Annotated in this window: 20 protein-coding genes and 1 pseudogene; 11 read left to right on the plus strand and 10 right to left on the minus strand. The window is 69.5% G+C overall.

Going from position 1 to position 19,305, the window contains the following annotated elements; all coding sequences use genetic code 11:
• Positions 1-55 precede the first annotated feature (55 nt).
• The 4 genes and pseudogenes from ACFYY1_RS28295 to ACFYY1_RS28310 form a co-directional block, all read right to left on the minus strand.
• Complete coding sequence (locus ACFYY1_RS28295; RefSeq protein WP_388590624.1) at positions 56-325, minus strand: hypothetical protein; 270 nt, start codon at positions 323-325, stop codon at positions 56-58.
• Positions 326-480: 155 nt separating this feature from the next.
• Positions 481-2,007, minus strand: coding sequence for a serine/threonine-protein kinase (locus ACFYY1_RS28300; protein WP_388590625.1), 1,527 nt, complete (start codon positions 2,005-2,007; stop codon positions 481-483).
• A gap of 290 nt (positions 2,008-2,297) precedes the next feature.
• Positions 2,298-2,825, minus strand: a pseudogene (locus ACFYY1_RS28305) (transposase); the annotation flags it as partial.
• Between the two features lie 41 nt (positions 2,826-2,866).
• Positions 2,867-3,361, minus strand: coding sequence for a transposase (locus ACFYY1_RS28310; protein ID WP_388590626.1), 495 nt, complete (start codon positions 3,359-3,361; stop codon positions 2,867-2,869).
• Positions 3,362-3,435: 74 nt separating this feature from the next.
• Here ACFYY1_RS28310 and ACFYY1_RS28315 point away from each other — a divergent pair, with 74 nt between their 5' ends.
• A complete protein-coding gene (locus tag ACFYY1_RS28315; RefSeq protein WP_388590627.1) occupies positions 3,436-4,413 on the plus strand; it encodes a transposase family protein in 978 nt (325 codons plus the stop codon).
• A 40-nt stretch (positions 4,414-4,453) separates the two neighbouring features.
• Here the strand turns inward: ACFYY1_RS28315 and ACFYY1_RS28320 are convergent, their stop codons facing one another.
• Positions 4,454-4,594 carry a hypothetical protein gene (locus ACFYY1_RS28320; RefSeq protein ID WP_388590628.1) on the minus strand — a complete coding sequence of 47 codons (141 nt, stop codon included), beginning with the start codon at positions 4,592-4,594 and terminating at the stop codon, positions 4,454-4,456.
• Between the two features lie 178 nt (positions 4,595-4,772).
• Between ACFYY1_RS28320 and ACFYY1_RS28325 the strand changes: the two genes are divergently transcribed.
• The gene (locus tag ACFYY1_RS28325; RefSeq protein WP_388590630.1) at positions 4,773-5,096 is read left to right on the plus strand and encodes a hypothetical protein; all 324 of its coding nucleotides are present in this window, start codon (positions 4,773-4,775) and stop codon (positions 5,094-5,096) included.
• A gap of 5 nt (positions 5,097-5,101) precedes the next feature.
• Here the strand turns inward: ACFYY1_RS28325 and ACFYY1_RS28330 are convergent, their stop codons facing one another.
• Entirely contained in the window at positions 5,102-5,833 is a 732-nt protein-coding gene (locus ACFYY1_RS28330) for an SMI1/KNR4 family protein (RefSeq protein ID WP_388590631.1), read from the minus strand.
• A gap of 425 nt (positions 5,834-6,258) precedes the next feature.
• On the opposite strand from ACFYY1_RS28330, the gene ACFYY1_RS28335 reads away from it, so the two are divergent.
• The 6 genes from ACFYY1_RS28335 to ACFYY1_RS28360 all read left to right on the plus strand — a co-directional run bounded on the left by ACFYY1_RS28335 (position 6,259) and on the right by ACFYY1_RS28360 (position 11,695).
• The gene (locus ACFYY1_RS28335; RefSeq protein WP_388590633.1) at positions 6,259-7,431 is read left to right on the plus strand and encodes a serine hydrolase domain-containing protein; all 1,173 of its coding nucleotides are present in this window, start codon (positions 6,259-6,261) and stop codon (positions 7,429-7,431) included.
• A 210-nt stretch (positions 7,432-7,641) separates the two neighbouring features.
• Positions 7,642-8,292: a formylglycine-generating enzyme family protein gene (locus tag ACFYY1_RS28340; RefSeq protein WP_388590634.1), complete on the plus strand. Its 651-nt coding sequence runs from the start codon at positions 7,642-7,644 to the stop codon at positions 8,290-8,292.
• A 233-nt stretch (positions 8,293-8,525) separates the two neighbouring features.
• A complete protein-coding gene (locus ACFYY1_RS28345; RefSeq protein WP_388590749.1) occupies positions 8,526-9,008 on the plus strand; it encodes a hypothetical protein in 483 nt (160 codons plus the stop codon).
• Between the two features lie 43 nt (positions 9,009-9,051).
• Positions 9,052-9,789 (plus strand): class I SAM-dependent methyltransferase, encoded by a 738-nt coding sequence (locus tag ACFYY1_RS28350; protein WP_388590636.1) that lies wholly within the window; start codon positions 9,052-9,054, stop codon positions 9,787-9,789.
• A 157-nt stretch (positions 9,790-9,946) separates the two neighbouring features.
• Entirely contained in the window at positions 9,947-10,972 is a 1,026-nt protein-coding gene (locus ACFYY1_RS28355) for a hypothetical protein (protein ID WP_388590638.1), read from the plus strand.
• A 264-nt stretch (positions 10,973-11,236) separates the two neighbouring features.
• Positions 11,237-11,695, plus strand: coding sequence for a hypothetical protein (locus tag ACFYY1_RS28360; protein ID WP_388590639.1), 459 nt, complete (start codon positions 11,237-11,239; stop codon positions 11,693-11,695).
• Positions 11,696-11,901: 206 nt separating this feature from the next.
• On the opposite strand, the gene ACFYY1_RS28365 is transcribed toward ACFYY1_RS28360, so the two are convergent.
• From ACFYY1_RS28365 to ACFYY1_RS28380, 4 genes are read right to left on the minus strand one after another with little or no spacing between them, the layout of a single operon-like run.
• Entirely contained in the window at positions 11,902-13,050 is a 1,149-nt protein-coding gene (locus ACFYY1_RS28365) for an XdhC family protein (RefSeq protein ID WP_388590640.1), read from the minus strand.
• Positions 13,043-15,208 (minus strand): xanthine dehydrogenase family protein molybdopterin-binding subunit, encoded by a 2,166-nt coding sequence (locus ACFYY1_RS28370; protein ID WP_388590642.1) that lies wholly within the window; start codon positions 15,206-15,208, stop codon positions 13,043-13,045. The genes ACFYY1_RS28365 and ACFYY1_RS28370 overlap by 8 nt, the downstream gene beginning before the upstream one ends.
• On the minus strand, positions 15,205-16,197 hold the full coding sequence (locus ACFYY1_RS28375) for an FAD binding domain-containing protein (protein ID WP_388590644.1): 993 nt from the start codon (positions 16,195-16,197) through the stop codon (positions 15,205-15,207). The genes ACFYY1_RS28370 and ACFYY1_RS28375 overlap by 4 nt, the downstream gene beginning before the upstream one ends.
• A complete protein-coding gene (locus ACFYY1_RS28380; protein ID WP_388590751.1) occupies positions 16,194-16,742 on the minus strand; it encodes a (2Fe-2S)-binding protein in 549 nt (182 codons plus the stop codon). Before ACFYY1_RS28380 ends, ACFYY1_RS28375 begins: the two co-directional genes overlap by 4 nt.
• A 240-nt stretch (positions 16,743-16,982) precedes the next feature.
• Between ACFYY1_RS28380 and ACFYY1_RS28385 the strand changes: the two genes are divergently transcribed.
• The 3 genes from ACFYY1_RS28385 (at position 16,983) to ACFYY1_RS28395 (ending at position 19,281) form a co-directional block, all read left to right on the plus strand.
• Positions 16,983-17,663, plus strand: a complete 681-nt coding sequence (locus tag ACFYY1_RS28385; protein WP_388590646.1) for a TetR/AcrR family transcriptional regulator — start codon at positions 16,983-16,985, stop codon at positions 17,661-17,663.
• Positions 17,664-17,736: 73 nt separating this feature from the next.
• Positions 17,737-18,669, plus strand: a complete 933-nt coding sequence (locus tag ACFYY1_RS28390) for an aminoglycoside phosphotransferase family protein (protein ID WP_388590648.1) — start codon at positions 17,737-17,739, stop codon at positions 18,667-18,669.
• Positions 18,670-18,747: 78 nt separating this feature from the next.
• A complete protein-coding gene (locus ACFYY1_RS28395) occupies positions 18,748-19,281 on the plus strand; it encodes a hypothetical protein (protein WP_388590650.1) in 534 nt (177 codons plus the stop codon).
• Positions 19,282-19,305: the final 24 nt, after the last annotated feature.

Here is a 19,305-nt window from a genome sequence, read left to right on the forward strand (position 1 = left end):
CTTGGGGGAAATTGAGGTCGGGGCGTGTTGGCCTGGCGGTTTGGCTGGTGGGTGATCAGCAGGCCGTGGTGCGGACGGGCACCAGTTCGGTGCTCGCCCGGCGGCGGGTGGCTCGTCGGGCTGCGCGGTCGGATACCAGGCCGGCGATGGCGAGGTGGGTCTGCGCGTAGTCCTCTCGGCGTCGGGTGTAGCGCTGGAGTGGGTGCCACTGCTTGTACTCGGCGTTGGTGTGCTCCACCACGATCCGGGCCGATGACTGTCGGCGTCGTGTCTCACGCCAGGCATGCTTGTCGCCGTCGGGGGCGTCCTCCCAATCCGGTCTCACCGCTAGCGTCCCGCCTCGTGGCTACCGGACAAGCCGCCGCCGTGCCCGCTCAGACAGGCAGCAGCTTGTGGATTCCTGTGGTTCAGGCAGCAGAACTGCGGTTGCGCACTCCCTCAGCTCTGCGGCGCCCACCCACCTGGCCGCGTTCAGCAAGTTCAACGAGTGGAGGTTTGAAGGGCAGTCCGCTTGAGGACCTTGGGATGCGGCTGGTAGACGCCAGGCGGGGCGAATGTACCGAGTGCTTGGTGTATTTCCGAGCATGAGGCGTTGCGCTCGGCCCGGTTGAGAGCCAGGAGGGTGAAGGTCGCCAAGGGCGGACGGGTGGCGATCTTCTTGGCCGGAAGACTGGTTATGTCAATTTCGCCCGGGGCGCGGAAGCGGCAGAAAAGAGTGACGGAGTACGGAGCCGAGCCGACCGAGACCAGGACGCGTTCAAACTCGCGCCAGGGTAGTTCGGCAGTGTCATGGCCGCGCCGGAGGGCGACTCCATTGCGGCCGACGCTCAGTTCGGAGGCCTCCCGGAAGGGGCGACAGGCCGCCCAGAAGTAGACGGTGACGGGCACTGCGAAGGTGAGGTAAACGGCCAGGACGACGACCCAGTTGGCAACCACGTCGATGCCCCGGGTGATGGCCACGCCCAGGGGTATCGTCCCGAGCACCGCCAACCACATGAAGGCGTCGAACAAGCGCCGCAACCGTATCTCCCGGAAGCGGGCCCCACCGCCGTCGACAAGCTCCAGCGGCGTATCGGCGTGAGCCTCCTCGACGCCCGCCCTCGCGGAGGTCTCCGGTCCTGCCCCGCCAGCCGCGTCAACGTTGCGCGTATACGCGACCGTGGGCAGCGGCGTGGGAACAGGCTCGGTCGGGTGTTCACCATCCGTGAGCAGGGCGACCAGCGCTCCTGGCGAAGGTCTGCGTGCCGGGTCCTTCGCGAGGCACAGCGCAATTGCGTGGCGCAGTTCGTATGGAACGGCTGACAGGTCCGGCTCTTCGCTGACGACCCGGTAGAGCAGAGCGACGGGTGTACCGGCGCCGAAGGGCTCGGTGCCGGTGGCGGCGTACGCAAGGACCGCCCCCAGGGAGAAGATGTCGCTGGCCGTGCCGACCTTCGCGCCGGTGGCTTGCTCGGGCGACATAAAGCCGGGGGTGCCGATGACCACGCCTGTGTGGGTGAGGGCTGTGCTTGCGCCGGAGCCTTCCAGGGCCTTGGAGATGCCGAAATCGATGACGCGCGGGCCGGTATCCGCCAGCAGAACGTTGGAGGGTTTTAGGTCGCGATGGACCAGGCCCAGCGCGTGGATCGAGGCCAGTGCCTCCGCCAGTCCGACACCGAGATCACGTACCTCGGCCGCTGAGAATGGGCCGTCGTCGGCGATTCTGCGCTGCAGGGAGGGCCCGGGGATGTACTCGCTCGCGATCCACGGTTCGGGGGCGCCGGGGTCCGCTTCCACTACAGCTGCTGTCCAGAAACCTCCGACCCTCATCGCCAGCTCGGCCTCCCGCCGGAAGCGCGCACGGAATCCGGGGTCGTCAGCAATCTCGTCCCTGACCACCTTGACTGCAACCCTGCGGCCCGAGGGAGACCTGCCGAGATAGACACGGCCCATTCCGCCACTGCCGAGTCTGCCGAGGAGCCTGTACGGGCCGACGCTCCGGGGATCGCTCGGTCCGAGTCCATCCAAGGCCGCGCCCCTCCTAGCTCCGCTGAACTCCGAGGATATTCATAGGCCTTCAGTTAGGAAAGGCCGACGTGCAATCGCGGCCACCCTTCAACTCGGCGAACCGGTAGTGTGAGCACGGCCTCTGGCGGCAGGGCAACCAGGCTGCGGACGTCATCGGGGACGGTCCGAGCCATGGACGGAACATGGTGCAGGCTAAAGACCTTGGGGGAAATGCGGGCTCGGGTTCGGCCGTGGCATGAGAAGGGCCGTACAGGTTCCTGAGGTTGAACTCGTGATGTCGTCGTTGCTCCGGCGGGTCTGATGGTCAGGCCGGTCTCTGCGAGGCAGCCGTCTATGAGGTTGCTGCGGTACTGGATGTGCCGCAGGCCGCGTCGGATGCGCTGGACGAGGTGTTCGGGGGTGCTGAAGGCGACGTTGGAGAGCCAGCCGCGTCGCAGAAGGGACCAGATCCCTTCGACGGGGTTGAGGTCGGGTGCGTAGGGCGGCAGGTAGTAGATGGTCAGCCAGTCCCGGGCTTCCGCCCATTCCCGCAGTCCGGCGGCCTTGTGCACGTTCAGGTTGTCCCAGATGAGCACGATGGGGCCGCCGAGCTGCTGATGGGCTGCGATCAGCAGGTCCCGGTAGTCGCGCCAGGAGAAGCTCTTGCGTCCGTCGCGTCGGCCGTCGTCCCGGCGGGGCCGGTAGATCAGCCTGGACCGTTGGCCGGGTTTGTAGCAGGTCAGCGCGGCGATGGATATCCGTCTGCGGGAACGGCCGCGGACCCTGACCACCGGGGTCCGGCCGCGCTGCGACCAGGTCTTCGCCTGCGGCGGCGTCATGGAGAATCCGGCTTCGTCCTCGAAGACGAGCCAGGCTCCACTCACCGCCGCGAGTCTTCCACGCAGGGCCACACATCCTTGACCCACCCGGCCACGGCCTCGTCGTCTCGCTCGATGGCGCGTCGGGCCGGGACCTGGCAGGACCAGCCATTGCGCACCAGCAGCTTGCGCACGCCCTGGATGGTGTAGGTCAGGTGGAAGCACCGGCCGATCACCGTCTTCACTCGGCTCAGGGTCCAGCGCTGGTCCTCCCAGCCGTGCGCGGCCGGGCCCTTGGCCAGCTCCGCCTCCAGTTGGGCGAACTGTTTCTGGCTCAGCCGCGGCAGTGACGCCGGCCCCTGCGACCGCAGGGATCGCGGACCGCCCTCGTCCCACATCTGCCGCCATCGCTGCACCGAGCGGACGCTGACCCGCAGGTCCTTGGCGATCGGCGAACTCGCCTCGCCCTGGGCGAACCTCTCAGCCGCCTTCAGCCGTAACTCCTCGCGGAACTGCTGGCGTTCGGGCGTCAGCCCGCCACCCTGTGAATACCGCATGCCCCGGTGATACCGCACGGGCGACCAGCCGTCAGCCCATACGACACCACGAGTTCAACCTCAGTAGGTGAGTTGTGAGATTGACCTGGGCCCGTACGGTCTGTACCCATCCTGCCCCGTCCGGGGTCTCCCGCGCACATTTCGGCGAGTTGCTCGAAGAACTCGCCCCGCGATGGGCGGCGGCACGGGAGTCCGTCCTGCACGAGATGCGAGGCGGGGCCCGCAAGCGGGCCGCCGGTGCGGGACGCAAACAGCGGCTGGTCTTCACCGACCGCCTCGCCGTCACCCTCGTCCACCTGCGGCTCGGGTTGCCACACGCGGCCCTGGCCCAACTGTTCGACGTGGACCGTTCCACTGTCTCCGCCGCAATCCGTGAGGTCAGGCCCCTGCTCGCCGCGCGGGGATTCGCCGTCCCCGACCGCCCCGGTCTGCGCATCCGCACCCTGGACGACTTGTTCGCCTACGCGGACGCCGAAGGCGTCGACATCAGGCTGGACGGCACGGAAGTCCAGGTCAGGCGCCCGCGCGCGGGCCGCCCCGGACGCAAGGCGTACGTCTCGGGCAAGAAGAAACAGAACACGATCAAAACCACCACGTTCAGCGACCACCAGGGACGCACCCTTTTCTCCGGCGTCGTCCGCCCAGGCCGCATGCACGACCAGACCGCCGTGCGTACCGAAGGCATCGCCGAACAGTTCCGCCTCCACCCCGACGTGCGCGCCGAGGTCGACTCCGGCTACCAGGGCCTGGCCAAGGAGTTCCCGTCCCGGATCAGCGCCCCGCCGAAGAAACCGGCCGAGGACGCCCCCGACGGCGACAAGCATGCCTGGCGTGAGACACGACGCCGACAGTCATCGGCCCGGATCGTGGTGGAGCACACCAACGCCGAGTACAAGCAGTGGCACCCACTCCAGCGCTACACCCGACGCCGAGAGGACTACGCGCAGACCCACCTCGCCATCGCCGGCCTGATATCCGACCGCGCAGCCCGACGAGCCACCCGCCGCCGGGCGAGCACCGAACTGGTGCCCGTCCGCACCACGGCCTGCTGATCACCCACCAGCCAAACCGCCAGGCCAACACGCCCCGACCTCAATTTCCCCCAAGGTCGTAACTCCCCACCCGTACCGGCCGGCCGACGACTGACAGCAGTTCGTCCAGCCGCAGATCGGCGCCGACCGCGTCCGCCGCGGACCGCAGCGCGTCCTGCTGCTGCAAAAGATGCTCACCCACGACCACTCGACCATTTTCGCAGAAGCCACTGTGCCGAACGGAAAAACCGGCGACCCGATGCGGCTGCTCGACTACGGTCGCCGGGGGAGGTGAACGCGTGTCCTGGCCATCTGTGATCATTCTCGTCCCTGCGGAGCGACGCCCGTCGTTCGAAGGGCGAATCCGTTCCCTGGGGCTCGTGCCGGATCCCGTGACGGGTGACGAGAGGCTGCACCGGCACGGGTACTCGTACTGCATCGACCGCTCGGGTGGGATCCTGGCGGACTATGAGCCGGAGGAGATCGAGCAGGTCATGGCCCGGATCGGGGAGCCGTACGCGGTCTACGTGTCGTGCGAGTCCATGGATGCGGCCCGGGTATTCCTCCGCGAGGTCCTGCCCGGTGTCGACGGCCTTGTCGACACCGATCACTACGACATCCTGCAGGCGGACGAGTTCCTCGCACTGATGGACCGTCACCCCGGATGGGACTGGCGTCGCCAGGCGAGTACGGACCTCCAGTAGATTGCTCAGCGGGGGTCGTTCAGCCAGTCACCAGGGATCAGATCGCGAATTCCGTTGATGCCCTCTTCCGTACGTCCGCGCGCCAGGACGACCATTCCACCGTCGTCACGCACCAGGACGTCATCCCCGAGGAACCAGCGGATGCCGGGTTCTGCCTCGCCGACGGGATAGGCAGGGAAAGGCAGTCGAGTGCAGAGCCGCTCCAGCGTTTCAATCCCCTGATCATCGAAGTCGTCCAGGAAATCACCGTACTCGTCGTCCGCCTGCAAGAACTCCGAGAGAACGATGTCGATGAAGGCCAGGGAGAGCCGCTCAAGCCACCCCTCCCATCGTTCGGCAGCTTTGTCGGCCAGATCGGCCCGGATGAATACGGCGGGATCTTCTTCGCCCAGCGCTTCCAGGAGAATTCCCCACGAGGCGGCACCCTGGTTCTCGTGCCGGAAGACCAGGGCTTCCTCGGAATCGTCCACATGGAGTTCGGACGGACTCAGCAGGACGTCATGATTTCTGGTCAGATCCCGACGGCGGCCGAACAGCAGGTAGCCATCACGAAGCGCCCGAGGCAGCCGGAATCCCAGCCTTTCCTCCGCTGCCGCGAGGTCGGCCTCGGTCCAGCCGTCGGCATCGCCGAGCGGAACCGACCAGTTCGCGGCGAACCCGCGGATGAACTGCCAAGCGCCACCGCGGCTCTCAGTGCCCGCGGCGAGGGATTGAACCATGTCGAACTCATGCGTCATACGGGGACGATATCGGCTCGGTCCGAGCGCACCGTACGTGCTGAAACCGCACCCCGGAAACCGTGCGGGGCCGACATCGATGCTGTCGCGTGATCGGTGCACGACCCGACCCGGAATCCGTGTTGCCGCATACGTGATCCTCCTTCGCGCCAGGCCGTCCTGCGAGAAGTCGCCGAAGAAACCGGGCTGTCGGACCTCGCGGTGGTCCGGCAGGTAGCCGTGGCGGACAAGCCCCACTCCGCCGTGGTCCAGACGTTCCGCCTCGTCGGCCGAGCACACCCTGACCGACTTCGGGGAACTGGTCGCCGGGGGAGGTTCGAGGACCGGGGCCGGGCCAGGGTGCGGGAGGGCTCAGGGAGCACTCGGGGGCCGCTCCGGGAAGTACCTGATGCCAGGAGGCGTGGCCGCCTGACAGCCTGCTGGACATGACTTCAACAGGCTTGACTCGAAGGACCCTTGTGGGCGCTGCCCTGTCGGGAACGGCAGCGCTGCTCGCCACCGCGGCGCTGCCCTCGCCCCGCGCCGACGCCTCGGCCGAGTCGCTCCCGCCACTGGACCCCACCGCCCTGCGGGCGGCGATCGACGACCTGGAGTACCCGCCGTCGACCGCGGCCCAGTTACGGGTCGGCGGCGCGGCCGGCCACTGGTACGGCACCTCGGGTGTGGCCGATGTCGGGACGCGGCGGCCGGTGAGGGCAAGGGACAAGTTCCGGATCGGCAGCATCACCAAGGTCTTCGTGGCCACGGTGCTGCTGCAACTGGTGGGGGAGTGCCGGGTCGAGCTGGACGCGCCGGTTGCGCGCCTCCTGCCGGGGTGGCTGCCGGAAGGCTTCTCGGGCGTCACTGTGGCCCATCTGCTCAACCACACGAGCGGCCTGCCCGACCACGTCGGCATCCCCGAGCCGGAGACCGCGGAGGAGGTCTTCCGTCACCGCTTCGACCACTGGACGCCGCGGGAGTGGGTGGCGACGGCGACGCACGGGCCACTGAAGTTCACCCCGGGCACTCGACAGGAGTATCGCGGCATCAACTACTCACTGGCCGCACTGATCATCGACACGGTGACCGGCCGTCCCTACCGGGAGGCGGTCGGGGCCCGCATTCTCCGCCCGCTCGGCCTGGAGCACACCGTCGTGCCCGGCGAAGACCCTCGCATCCACGGTCCCCACGTGCACGGCTACCTGACGATGGCCGGCGGCGGCCTGCGGGACATCACGACGTACGACCAGTCGTCCGCCCGGGGCGAAGGCGACATGATCTCCACCACGGGCGACATCGACCGCCTGCTCGTCGCGCTGTTCTCCGGCGAACTGCTTCCTCCGGATCTGCTCCGCCTGATGTTCACCCTGCCGCCGGCCGATGTGCGGATGCTCGACGGGTCTCCCGCCCGCTACAGCTCAGGGTTGCAGCAGGCCACCGTCAACGGCACCACGTTCTGGGGCAAGACCGGGGAGACGTACGGGTACAAGAATGCCGCCTTCTCCACTCGTGACCAGCGGCGCCGCTTCGTGCTCGCTCACCAGCCGACGACCCCGCGCAACGGCCAGGAGACCCAGATGGTCACCAGGGTCGCCGACCTGCTCACCCGAAACTCCTGAATCCTGACTCGTGACCCAGTACCGGTGTCAGGGACTTGACCCAGCACCGTCCGTATCCTCCCCCTCTGTATGGTCAGTTGATCAGGGGGCGTCAGCACACGGCAACCGTCCGGGAGTCTGCCGGTCCGGCGCACCGGCTTGATGTGCCGGAGCACATGAGGAGCTGTGATGGGCGTGGGATCGATACTTCGTCAGGCGCATGCCGAGGGCATGAGAGCCATTCCCGCCGGGGAGATCATTCTGCGCGACGAAGGCACTCGGACGGACTGGAAAGTGGAGGTCGGTGCCTTCCGGCTGGCGCCGTATCCCGTGACCCGCGAGCTGTACCACACGATTCGGGGCGAGGCGCCCGCGAGTTCGGCCGGTCCGCGTACACCCGTGACCGAGATCTCGTGGAACGAGGCTGTCCTGTTCTGCAACCTGCTCTCGCGGGAGTCCGGGCTCCGGCCCTGCTACTCGACGTGCGACGACCCCGACGGGCTGGACGTGGCCTGCGACTGGCGGGCCGACGGCTATCGACTCCCGTCCGAGGCGGAGTGGGAGTACGCCTGCAGAGCAGGAACCTCCGGCGTCCGCTACGGGGACCTGGACGAGATCGCCTGGCACGACGGGAACTCCGGCGGCGCGGTGCACGACGTCGCGACCAGGACGCCGAACGCCTGGGGCCTCCACGACATGATCGGCAACGTGTGGGAGTGGTGCTGGGACCTCTACGATCCCGAGGTGTACGGCCCGTACCGCGTATTCCGCGGCGGGGGCGGATTCGACCGGCCCCGAAGCTGCCGGGCGTCGTGCCGCCGCAAGAGCCATCCGACCTTCCGCATCGACGACCTGGGGTTCCGGCTCGCGCGAACGGTGTGATCCGGTGGGGAGGCATCCGGTATCCCCGTCGGGCTGCGACGGAGATCCTCTGTGACTCGGTGACTCGGTGACTCAGTGACTTGGCGACTGGGCGACTGGGCGACTGGGCGACTGGGTGTTTCGGTGGCTGGAGCGGGTGCTTCCGTTCCGCGTCCGTGTGTGTTTCGCCGTCAGATCGCGCCCGCAGTTCGGCCATGTCGGTGAGTCTCCGTAGAGTGCGTCGCGTGAGCGACATGTATGAGCTGGTGATATCGGTCGATCTGCGCGACGAGCTCTCCGAGCCGGAGCTGGCCGAACTGCGCTGGCACCTGGGAGTCGGGCCGCAGCCGGAGAACCTGTCGATCGTGACCGAGTTCCCGATCGTGGTGGAGGACGAGGCGGGCGAACCGGTGGTCGAGGACGAACCTCGTCCACTGCTGGCCGGCAGTGGGGCCGCCTGGCGGGTCGGCGGTGTGCTCGGCTCGGCGCTGGTCGGCCGTGCGGACCTGACGCGGAAGGGGTGGTCGCTGACCTCCCGGCAGGAAATCCACCCCGACGAATTCGAGAGGGTCGGCGAGCTGCTCCGTTGGCTCGCCGCCCGCGTGCACGACCCCCAGCGCCAGGTGGACGATGTCGTTTCGATCGGCCACTTGAGGTTCCACGAATCCTTGACGCCGGAAGCGATCGAGGCCGCGAACGGGGAGATCGTGTGGCCGGCCCAGTGGTCTGCTCCGTAAATCGCGTAGCCGTCCGCTGCCGGCCCGACATAGCTTTTCCTGCATGGCTGACGAGTGCTTCACCCATCCCCGGCTCGCCGCGATCTACGACGCGCTCGAAGCCGATCGGCGCGATCTGGACGCCTACGTCCGCCTCGCCGAGCGGATCGGGGCGCGCCGGGTCCTGGACATCGGCTGCGGCACAGGAGTGTTCGCCCTCCTGCTGGCCGACCGCGGCATCGAGGTCGTGGGTGTCGATCCGGCCACCGCGGCCATCGATGTGGCCCGGGGCAAGCCGGGCAGTGAACGGGTGCGCTGGATCTCCGGTGATGCGACAGCTCTTCCGCCCCTGCAGGTCGACCTCGTGACCATGACGGCGAACGTCGCCCAGGCCATCGTCGAACCACGGGAGTGGCGGACGACCCTGCAGAGGGCGTACGAAGCACTGCGGCCCGGCGGAACCCTTGTGTTCGAGACACGGGATCCGGCCAGGCGAGCCTGGGAGGAGTGGAATCGCGAGGCCTCGTACGGCGTGACCGGGATACCGGGAGTCGGTGGGGTCGAGAGCTGGGTCCAACTGCTCGAAGTGCGCGGACCGCTGGTGACCTTCCGTTGGACCTATGTGTTCGGCGCGGACGGGCAGGTACTGACATCGGATTCGACGTTGCGATTCCGCGAGCGGCGGGAGATCGAGACGGAGCTGGTCGCACAGGGCTTCGTGGTGCAGGACGTCCGCGACGCCCCTGACCGGCCGGGACGCGAGTTCGTCTTCCTCGCCCGGCGGCCCGGGGGCGATGGCTGACCGCCCGCGTACCGCGGAGGAGATCGCCGCGCTCGGAACACGACGGGGATTCCCGCTCCCTCCGAGGCGGGGCTCAATTCGGTTACGGCGGGTGTCGGGCCCGGGGCCACGGATGGTAGGCAGGGCGCGTGATCGATACGGGGGAGGACGACGCCCGATGAGGACGATGCGCCGGATCGCGCTGTACGCCGCGCTGCCGCTGGCTCTGCTGCTCGCGACCGGCTACGGCTGGTACCGGGTGAGCGACACCGGTAAACGGTGGCGGTACGAGGACCGGCTCGCCACGTACTGCGAGGGCCTGCTTCCGGTCGCCGAATCCGCCGCCCTGACCGCGTACTCCATCGATCCCGGGCTGCCGGGGGACCGTACGGGCGGTGCCGGTGACGACCGCTGGAGCGAGTGCGGAGTGGCGGACACCCGGCTGCTGGTCGCCCTGATCCCGTACGACGCCGTCCGTGACCGCAACCTCTCCGGTGAGCCGCTCTCGATGCTGCGCGACGGGAGTTCGGACCATCTGCCGGTAGCCATCGGCGGTGGCTGGCAGGGCCACACCGATTTCCGCGACACCGGCATCGTGCTCAACTGCACCGACCGGCCCGCCTCCCTCGTGGTGAGCGTGAGTGCCGACGAGTCGCATGAGAACGCCCGGGAGACCCGGCAGATCGCCCGGCTGGCCGCGGCCACTGCCGAGCGCGCGGCCAAGCAGTGGTCCTGCAACGCCCCGCACGGGGCCGGCGTGCCACCCATCCCTCTGCAAGCCGATCGCCCGGAGCCCGGTGACGCAACCGGCACCTGCGCAGGGGTACCCCTCCCGGGCGACGACTCCGTCGACTGGCACCGTGAGACCACCGCGGCCGGTGCCGCCCTGCTGGAGACCTGCGCACTCGGCGAGACGAAGGCGCGGGACGAGGAGCTCTACTGGTTCGGCGCCGCGTTCGGACCGTACGCGCAGCGCCTTCGGACCTCCGACGACGACCCCGGTGGCTACCGCGGCGACGCGGGCGCCGATCGCCACAGCGCCTGGGCGAGCGCCGAATGCGGCACGGGTCCGCGCGCACTCTTCACCGTCGACGACACCGAGTACGCGGCCCCGCCGCGCGGCTACCTCCGCACGGCGCTCCGCGCCTTTGCCGAGCGTGCGGCGCAACGCCATGGATGCACCGACTTGAGACTGCCCTCCTGACCGCGCGGAACCACGCCCGGGGACGGACGGCCCCGACGAGTCCGACGAACCCCGGGCGCTTCCCGAGGGTGACCTGATTTGGCCGTAGCATGTCAAGAATCATGGTGATGTGCCTTGTTGCTTCAAGGTCGTCGTGCCTCAATGGGGAAGGCGATCTCCCCTGACGGTTCGTCAGGGAATTGCTGCATTCCGGCGCGGCACGTCGATTCAACGCGCCGGCATTCCCCCCACATCGGTAGTCCCCCCACATGAAGGGCAACCACCATGAGGCATGGCATACGGCGACTCGGCTTCTGCTTCGCCCTCGCCGCCGGCACGCTCGCGCTGGCACCCACGGCTGAAGCGGTCACCCCCACCACCGCGACCATCAACTTCGACTGTGGCGTCTACGGCTCGGGCAGCGCGACTCTCACCGCCACCCAGAGCGGCACCACCGCGACCATCAACCTCTCGACGTCCGCCATCACGGCACCGATCAGTGTCGGAGCGAACTCCGTCAAGTCAACGCTCACACTCACCAACAAGGGCACGGGAACGGTGACGTTCACCGGCAACTCCAACCCCGCCATCCCGGCCGGAAGCCCGGTGTCGACGGGCCCGCTCAAGGGGACCGTGGCCGCGGGGGACAGCCTGGCGGCCAAGTCCCTCAAGGTCGTGGTCTTCGGCATCACCGCGACCTGCAACGCGACGTCCGCCCAGTCTCCCGGACCGTTCGTGTTCTGAGTGGGCTTCCTCGCGCCGAGTGAAGTACCGGGCTGAAACGGCTACGGTGCGGTCGGCCCGTGTCCCCGCCTGCGGGCGGGGACACGGGCCGACCGTGCGATCGCGGAGCGGGCGCCCAGCCCTTGGGGGAGGGAGCCCGGACGTGCCCGAAAGGGCGCTGCGGCCACGCCACCTGGCCGGCCCGGTCGCCGAGCCGCCCCGTCGGGTCATGCGGCCGCCCGGGAGCCCGAGTCGCCCGCCTTCCCCCCGTCCGCGTCATGGTGGATCGGCGTCCGCGATCCGGTCAGTGGAACACCCGTCCCGCCACGGCGCGCCGCGACGATCTCCGCCGCGATGGACAACGCGGTCTCCTCGGGGGTACGGGCGCCGAGGTCGAGGCCGATCGGGGAGCGCAGACGGGCCAGCTCCTCGTTGGTGACGCCCGCTTCGCGCAGGCGGCGGTCGCGGTCCTCGTGGGTGCGGCGCGAGCCCATCGCGCCGACGAACGCGACCGGCAGCCGCAAGGCCGTCTCCAGGAGAGGGACGTCGAACTTGGCGTCATGGGTGAGCACGCACAGGACGGTTCGTGCGTCGGTCGTGGTGCGCCGGAGATAGCGGTGCGGCCAGTCGACCACCAGCTCGTCGGCCTCGGGGAAGCGGACCCGAGTGGCGAAGACCGGCCGGGCGTCGCACACGGTCACGTGGTAGCCGAGGAACTTGCCGACCCGGACCAGCGCCGTCGCGAAGTCCACGGCGCCGAACACGATCATCCGGGGCGGCGGCACCCTCGACTCCACGAACAGCGTCACGCCGCCCGGACAGCGCGACCCGTCCTCCGCGACGTCGACGGTGCCGGTGCGGCCGGTGTCCAGCATCGCGCGGGCCTCCTCCGCCGCCGTCCGGTCCAGTTCCGCCGCTCCGCCGAGGCCGCCCTCGTACGATCCGTCCGGGCGGACGAGCAGCGCCCGCCCGAGCAGTTCCGCCGGGCCCCGGGCCACCCGGACGAGTGCCGCGGCCTCGCCCCGGTCCGCGGCCGACACCCCCGCCCGGAACACCGGTGCGTCGGCGCGCACCGGTGTGACCAGGATGTCGATGACGCCGCCGCAGGTGAGCCCCACCGCGAAGGCGTCCTCGTCGTCGTACCCGAAACGTTCGCGTACCGTGCGCCCGTCCTGGAGCGCCCGGACGCACAAGTCGTACACGGCGCCTTCCACACAACCGCCGGAGACGGAACCGATGACGGTGCCCGCACCGTCGACGGCCAGGGCGGCGCCGGGACCGCGTGGCGCGCTGCCGCTGACGGCCACGACCGTGGCGACGGCGAAGTCCCGGCCCTCCTCGAACCACCGGCTCAGCCCCTCGGCGATGTCAAGCACCCCGGGCTCCCCCCTCCGCCCGGCCGCCCCGTGCACCGTCCGCCGCACGAAGGAAGCGGTCCGGACGGATCGGCAGCTCCCGGTGGCGTACGCCGGTCGCGTGCCACACCGCGTTGGCGATCGCGGCGGCGACGCCCACGATGCCGATCTCGCCGATGCCCTTGATGCCGATCGGATCGTCCGGGACCGGGTCGTCCACCCAGTCGGCCTCGATGAGCGGCACGTCGGCGTGCGCGGCGAAGTGGTAGCCGGCGAGGTCGGCGCCGACATGGCCGCCCGAGGCCCGGTCCCTGATCGCCTCCTCGTGGAGAGCCATCGAAAGCCCCCAGGTCATTCCGCCGATGAACTGGCTGCGGGCGGTGAGCGGATTGACGATGGTGCCCGCGGCGAAGATGCCGAGCAGCCGTCGTACGCGCACCTCACCGGTGTCCACATCCACCGCTGCCTCCGCGAACTGCGCACCGAAGGAGTGACGTTCCTTCTTGCTGAGCGCGCCGATGGCCTCGGCGGTGTTCGACCGGGCTGTGATTCCCTCCGGCGGAATGCCGCCGCCCAGCGCCAGGCGTTCGCGCAGTTCGTCCGCGGCGATCGTCACCGCCCACGCCCAGGAGCGCGTCCCCATCGAGCCGCCGGCGATCATCGCCGGGCCGAGGTCGCTGTCCGCGATGCGTACCCGGACGGATCGCGGATCGGCTCCCAGTGTGTCCGCGGCGACCAGGGCCATCGCGGTCCGTGCCCCGGTCCCGACATCCGCCGCGTTGATCCGTACGGTGAAGGTGCCGTCCGGTTCGGCGGTCACGGCCGCGGTGGACGGCCCGACCCCCGAGGGGTAGGTCGCCGCCGCCGTTCCCGTCCCCACCAGCCAGCGTCCCTCACGACGCAGACCGGGACGCGGATCACGGTCCGCCCAGCCGAACCGGCGGGCGCCCTCCTCGAAACAGGCGAGCACATTGCGGCTGCTGAACGGCAGCCCGGACACCGGACCCGTCTCGGGTTCGTTGCGCGCGCGGAGCGCGATCGGGTCCACACCGCACTTCTCGGCCAGCTCGTCGAGAGCCGATTCGAGGGCGAAGGACCCGGGCGCCTCGCCCGGCGCGCGCATCCACGTGGGGGTCGGCACGTCGAGCCGCACGAGCCGGTGAAGGGTGCGATGCGCATCGGCGTCGTACAGTACACGCCCCAGGACGGCGCTCGACTCGATGAACTCGTGCACGGTCGACGTGAGGCTCTGCGCCTGGTGGTCGAACGCCCGCAGCCGGCCGTCGGCGTCGGCGCCGAGCCGGATCCGCTGCGCCGTGGGGCTGCGGTAGCCGATCAGGGAGAACATCTGGCGGCGGGTCAGCACGACGCGGACCGGGCGGTGCAGAACGGTCGTGGCCATCACGGCGGCCACTTGATGCGGGCTCAGCCCCTTCGATCCGAAGGCGCCGCCGACGTGCTCCGACCGTACCCGTACGGACGCCGGGTCGAGGGAGAAGAGCTGCGCCAGCTCGCTCGCCACCCAGCTGCTGCCCTGGTTGGAGTCGACGACATCGAGCCGGCCGCCGTCCCAGCGGGCCGTGGCCGCGTGCGGCTCCATCGGATTGTGGTGCTCCTCCGGAGTGGTGTACTCCGAGTCCACGACGACGGCGGAGGCGGCGAGTCGGGCCTCGACGTCCCCCTTCTCCGTCTGGGGCTGCACCATCGGGGTGGCCTCGGGCGTGTAGGCATCCGGGCGGCCGGCGTGGAACGACACATCGTGCGGTTCCACGTCGTACTCGACCACCAGGGCCTCGGCGGCCTCCCTGGCCTGTTCGGACGTCTCGGCCACCACCAGCGCCACCGGCCAGCCCGCGAAGGGCACCCGGTCGTGCTGGAAGATCCCGATGACCGGGTTCGGCCGCCCCAGCATGCCCATGTACTCGATGTCGACGCGCGGCGCGTTCTTGTGGTGCAGCACGGTCAGAACGCCGGGCATGGCCAGGACGGGGCCGTCCTCCACCGAGCGGATCCGGCCGCGGGCCACGGTCGACAGCACCAGCCAGCCGTGGGCCAGTTCGGTGAAGGGGACCTCCCCGGCGTAGCGGGCCGCCCCGGTCACCTTGTCACGGCCCTCCACCCGGGTACGGGCGGAGCCGATGGCGCCGGTCCCGGCGGCGACCCCGGTCGTCGTGGTCATCGGGAGACCTCCTCGGTGAGCTCGGTCAGCACGGCCACGATGAGATTGCGCATCAGGGTCACCTTGTATCCGTTCTCGGGAAGGGCCTCGGCGGCCGCCAGTTCGGCATCCGCTGCAGCGGCGAACGCCTCCGCGCCCGCCGGTCCGCCGATGAGCACGCGCTCGGCGGACCGGGCCCGCCACGGCCTCGAAGCGACGGCCCCGAGCGCGAGACGTACTTCGCGTACGACCCCGTCCCGGACATCGAGCGCGCCGGCCACCGAGCCGATCGCGAAGGCGAACGAGGCGCGTTCGCGCACCTTCCGGTACCGCGAGCGGGCGGCGACCGGCGCGGGCGGCAGAGTGATGCCGGTGATCAGCGCGCCGGGCGGGAGGGCGGTCTCGACATGAGGCGTGTCGCCCACTGGCGGATAGAACGCGTCGATCGGCAACTCGCCCGGCCCGTCGGCCGTTTCGTACGAGATGACGGCGTCGAAGGCGGCGAGGGCGACCGCCATGTCCGAGGGATGGGTGGCGATGCAGTGCTCGGACGCGCCGAGGATCGCGTGGTTGTGGTGCTCACCGTCGACGGCGGGACAACCGCTCCCGGGAGAACGCTTGTTGCACGGCCTGCTGATGTCGGTGAAGTAGCCGCAACGGGTCCGCTGGAGCAGATTCCCGCCGACCGTGGCCATGTTGCGCAGCTGCCCCGAGGCACCTGCCAGCACGGCCTGCGCCAGGGCAGGGTAGTGGCGCCGTACGTCGGGGTGGGCCGCGAGATCGCTGTTGGTGACGGTCGCCCCGATCCGCAGCCCTCCGGCGACATCGAACTCGATCCTGTCGAGCGGGAGTTCTCGTACGTCGACGAGGAGCGCGGGCCGTTCCACGCCGGTCTTCATCAGATCCACGAGATTGGTGCCGCCGCCGAGGAACCGGGCGTCGGGGGCGGACCCGATCAGAGCGACCGCTCCGGAGACGTCAAAGGCTCGTTCGTAACCGAATTCCCTCACGCCACTGCCTCCTTGCCCTGCACCTCGGCTGCCTGCGCCACTGCCTGAACGATCGACACATAGGCGCCGCAGCGGCACAGATTGCCGCTCATGCGCTCGCGGATCTCGTCGGCGCTGAGCGCGGGAACCCCTGCTTCCGGGCGGACATCGTCGGTCGCCGCGCTCGGCCAGCCCGCCGCGTGTTCCTCGATCACCGCGATGGCCGAACAGATCTGACCGGGTGTGCAATAGCCACACTGATAGCCGTCGAGGTCGAGAAAGGCCTGCTGCACCGGATGGAGCCGCTCGCCATCGGCCACGCCCTCGATGGTGGTGATCGCCCGCCCCTCGGCCGCGACCGCGAGCTGAAGGCAGGAAACCGCCCGGCGCCCATCGAGCAGTACCGTGCAGGCACCGCATTGGCCCTGGTCGCAGCCCTTCTTGGAGCCGGTCAGGTCGAGGTGCTCACGCAGGGCGTCGAGCAGGGTGGTGCGATGGTCGACGGGCAGTGTGTACTTCTCGCCATTGATGTTCAGAGTGATGGCACTGGACGTCGATGAAGTCATGATCAGCCTTCTTTCGCGTTGCTGATGCGCGTCGAACGAGACGATCCCGGTGGACATTACGGGAGGGAGCGGGCGATGAGGACGAATGAACCGTTGACGGTGGGCGCAGGTCAGCCACACCGGCCGGATCTGCCGCTAAGGTGAGTCCAAGCGGACAGTTGTCCACTTGTCGTCGAACCTAGCGGACAGCTGTCCGCTCAGCAAGGCCGGACTCGGCTGCCCCTTCCGGGAGGAGGAGGAATGCGGGACGAGGTACGGGACGAGACATACGACTCGGTACCGGACGGGAAGGTCACGGCTCTGCGCCCGGACGCGCAACGCAACCGTGAGCGCATCCTTGAAGTCGCCCTGGCAGAGCTGACGCGGGCGGCGGACGCCCCGTTGAGCACCATCGCGAAGAAGGCGTGCGTCGGACAGGGGACCTTCTACCGCAACTTCCCGAACCGCGAGGCCCTCGTCCTGGAGGTCTACCGCTTCGAGATGCAGCAGGTCGCGGACACCGCGGCCCAATTGCTCAGCACTCGCGCACCCGACCGGGCTCTGAGGGAGTGGATGGACCGTCTCGCCCAGTACGCCATGGCCAAGGCAGGTCTGGCCGACGCGTTGCGCAAGTCCACCAGCAACTGCGGCAGCAGCCTGGCCCAGTTGGGGCACGGCCCGGTGACCAGGGCGGTCGCACTGCTGCTGAGCGCGAACGAGGAGGCCGGCACCATCCGACCGGGTCTGACTCCGGACGACTTCGTGCTCGCCATCGCCGGGCTCTGGCAGATCGACCCGCACAGCGACTGGCAGCCGCGTGCCACGCGCCTCCTGGACCTGGTGATGGACGGCCTGCAGGCAGGGGCCCCCGGAGCGGAGGGGCGCGCGGCGGGCGGGACGGAAGCGGGCGGATCCGGGCGGGCGGCCCGGGCGACGGACTGACCGAACCGGCCGGATTCCGTTCGCTCGTTCAACGCCCGGAATTCCGTACGCGGCCGGTGCGTAGGGTGAGGGGATGATCGAGGTACCGGAGACGTTCGCGAGGAGCACGATCGAGCGCGAGGGCGAGCCCGGGGCGGCGTGGCTCGCCGGGCTGCCCAGGATCGTGGAGGAGCTGTTGGGGCGCTGGGAATGTGTGCCGGACGGCGAGGTCATGCATGGGGGCGTCGGGATCATTGTGCCGGTGCGACGGCCGGCTGAGGGGGCGGCCGTGATGAAGGTGTCCTTCCCCCACCCCGGCAACGTCCACGAACCGGACGCGTTCGTGGCCTGGGGCGGACGCGGCGCCGTGCTGCTGCATGCTCGCGACGACGAGCACTTCGCGATGCTGCTGGAGCGAGCCCGGCCGTCGACCCTGGCGGAGCTCGATGACGAGGGCGAGGTGGCGGGAGTCGCGGGGCGGATCAGCCGTGCGCTGGCCGTCCCCGCGCCCTGTGGACTTCCGAGGCTGCGGGAGCAGGCCGATGCCTGGGAGGCCGGACTCCGCCGGGACGCCCAGGAGTTGACGCACCCACTGCCCCGGTACGTGGTGGACGCGGCCGTGGCGACCGTCCAGGAGCTGGGCCGCGATCAGCCGGACACCCTCGTCCACGGCGACCTGCACGCCCGCAACATCCTGCGCGCCGACCGTGAGCCGTGGCTGGCGGTCGACCCCAAGGGGTACGCGGGCGACCCCGCGTACGACGGCGGGACCCTGCTCAAGACGCGGGCACTGACGCTCGTCGAAGCGAACGACCTGCGGAAGGCGCTGTTCCACACCCTGCACGTCTTCGCCGAGGCAGCCGAAGTCGATCGCGAACGCGTCCGGCGCTGGGCCCAGTTCCATGCCGTCCAGGCTTCGTTCTGGGGTCGCCGCCACGGATTTCACAGGGCGCGGAAAGGGGCAGGACCGGACCGGCTCACACAGGTCCTCGACTCCCTGGCGGAGCTGCTCGTCGACCGCGCATAGCCCGATATCGAGGGTGACGGGTCGTCGACTCGTTAACTTTGGTTGCAAACTCCCCTTCTGGTAACTAAAGTTGTCACCATGACACCGCCTGAGATCACCGCCGCGGAAGAGGCAGCCCTCGACAAGGCGCTTCTGGACGCCCTCGACCCACTCGCCTCGGCGATGCGTGCGCGGGCGACCGGACTTCCTGAAGAACGCATGTGGGATGCCGACCCCATCGACGTCACACTCTCGATCCTCACCGCCTGGAAGGTGGTGGACGCGGAGGTCAAGCGATTGACGGCAATCGCGGCGAGAACCGCGGGCTCCTATGGTGCGAGCTACGAGCAGTTGGGTACTGCTTGGGGCATCACCCGGCAGGGCGCCCGAAAGAAGTGGCCCGAAGCGATCGGAAGGCCGACCTCCGGGGCGACGGGGACGAGCGTCATCGAACTGTGCGGCGGCAGCGCCGAAGTGTCCCGGGATCCGTCATCGGGCGGCTGGAAATGGTCCGGACGGGGGGCCGACGGTGCCTGTGGCGAGGCGGGCGGCACCTCGCGCTACGCGACGAAGGAGGAGGCTGCCGCCCACGCGGGCGCCTTCCTGAAGGAGCATGCCGCCGACGGGAGATAGGCGCGGCGGGCGCTCATGAGGTTC

The organism is Streptomyces sp. NPDC001890 (genome assembly GCF_042891445.1).
Classification (GTDB): Bacteria; Actinomycetota; Actinomycetes; order Streptomycetales; family Streptomycetaceae; genus Streptomyces.

Bases quoted from the DNA above. Each gene is read 5' to 3' on its own strand.
- ACFYY1_RS28310 (WP_388590626.1), bottom strand. From the start codon at position 3,361: ATGCGGTATTCACAGGGTGGCGGGCTGACGCCCGAACGCCAGCAGTTC.
- ACFYY1_RS28330 (WP_388590631.1), bottom strand. From the start codon at position 5,833: ATGACGCATGAGTTCGACATGGTTCAATCCCTCGCCGCGGGCACTGAG.
- ACFYY1_RS28335 (WP_388590633.1), top strand. From the start codon at position 6,259: ATGACTTCAACAGGCTTGACTCGAAGGACCCTTGTGGGCGCTGCCCTG.
- ACFYY1_RS28340 (WP_388590634.1), top strand. From the start codon at position 7,642: ATGAGAGCCATTCCCGCCGGGGAGATCATTCTGCGCGACGAAGGCACT.
- ACFYY1_RS28345 (WP_388590749.1), top strand. From the start codon at position 8,526: ATGTATGAGCTGGTGATATCGGTCGATCTGCGCGACGAGCTCTCCGAG.
- ACFYY1_RS28350 (WP_388590636.1), top strand. From the start codon at position 9,052: ATGGCTGACGAGTGCTTCACCCATCCCCGGCTCGCCGCGATCTACGAC.
- ACFYY1_RS28355 (WP_388590638.1), top strand. From the start codon at position 9,947: ATGAGGACGATGCGCCGGATCGCGCTGTACGCCGCGCTGCCGCTGGCT.
- ACFYY1_RS28360 (WP_388590639.1), top strand. From the start codon at position 11,237: ATGAGGCATGGCATACGGCGACTCGGCTTCTGCTTCGCCCTCGCCGCC.
- ACFYY1_RS28370 (WP_388590642.1), bottom strand. From the start codon at position 15,208: ATGACCACGACGACCGGGGTCGCCGCCGGGACCGGCGCCATCGGCTCC.
- ACFYY1_RS28380 (WP_388590751.1), bottom strand. From the start codon at position 16,742: ATGACTTCATCGACGTCCAGTGCCATCACTCTGAACATCAATGGCGAG.
- ACFYY1_RS28385 (WP_388590646.1), top strand. From the start codon at position 16,983: ATGCGGGACGAGGTACGGGACGAGACATACGACTCGGTACCGGACGGG.
- ACFYY1_RS28390 (WP_388590648.1), top strand. From the start codon at position 17,737: ATGATCGAGGTACCGGAGACGTTCGCGAGGAGCACGATCGAGCGCGAG.
- ACFYY1_RS28395 (WP_388590650.1), top strand. From the start codon at position 18,748: ATGACACCGCCTGAGATCACCGCCGCGGAAGAGGCAGCCCTCGACAAG.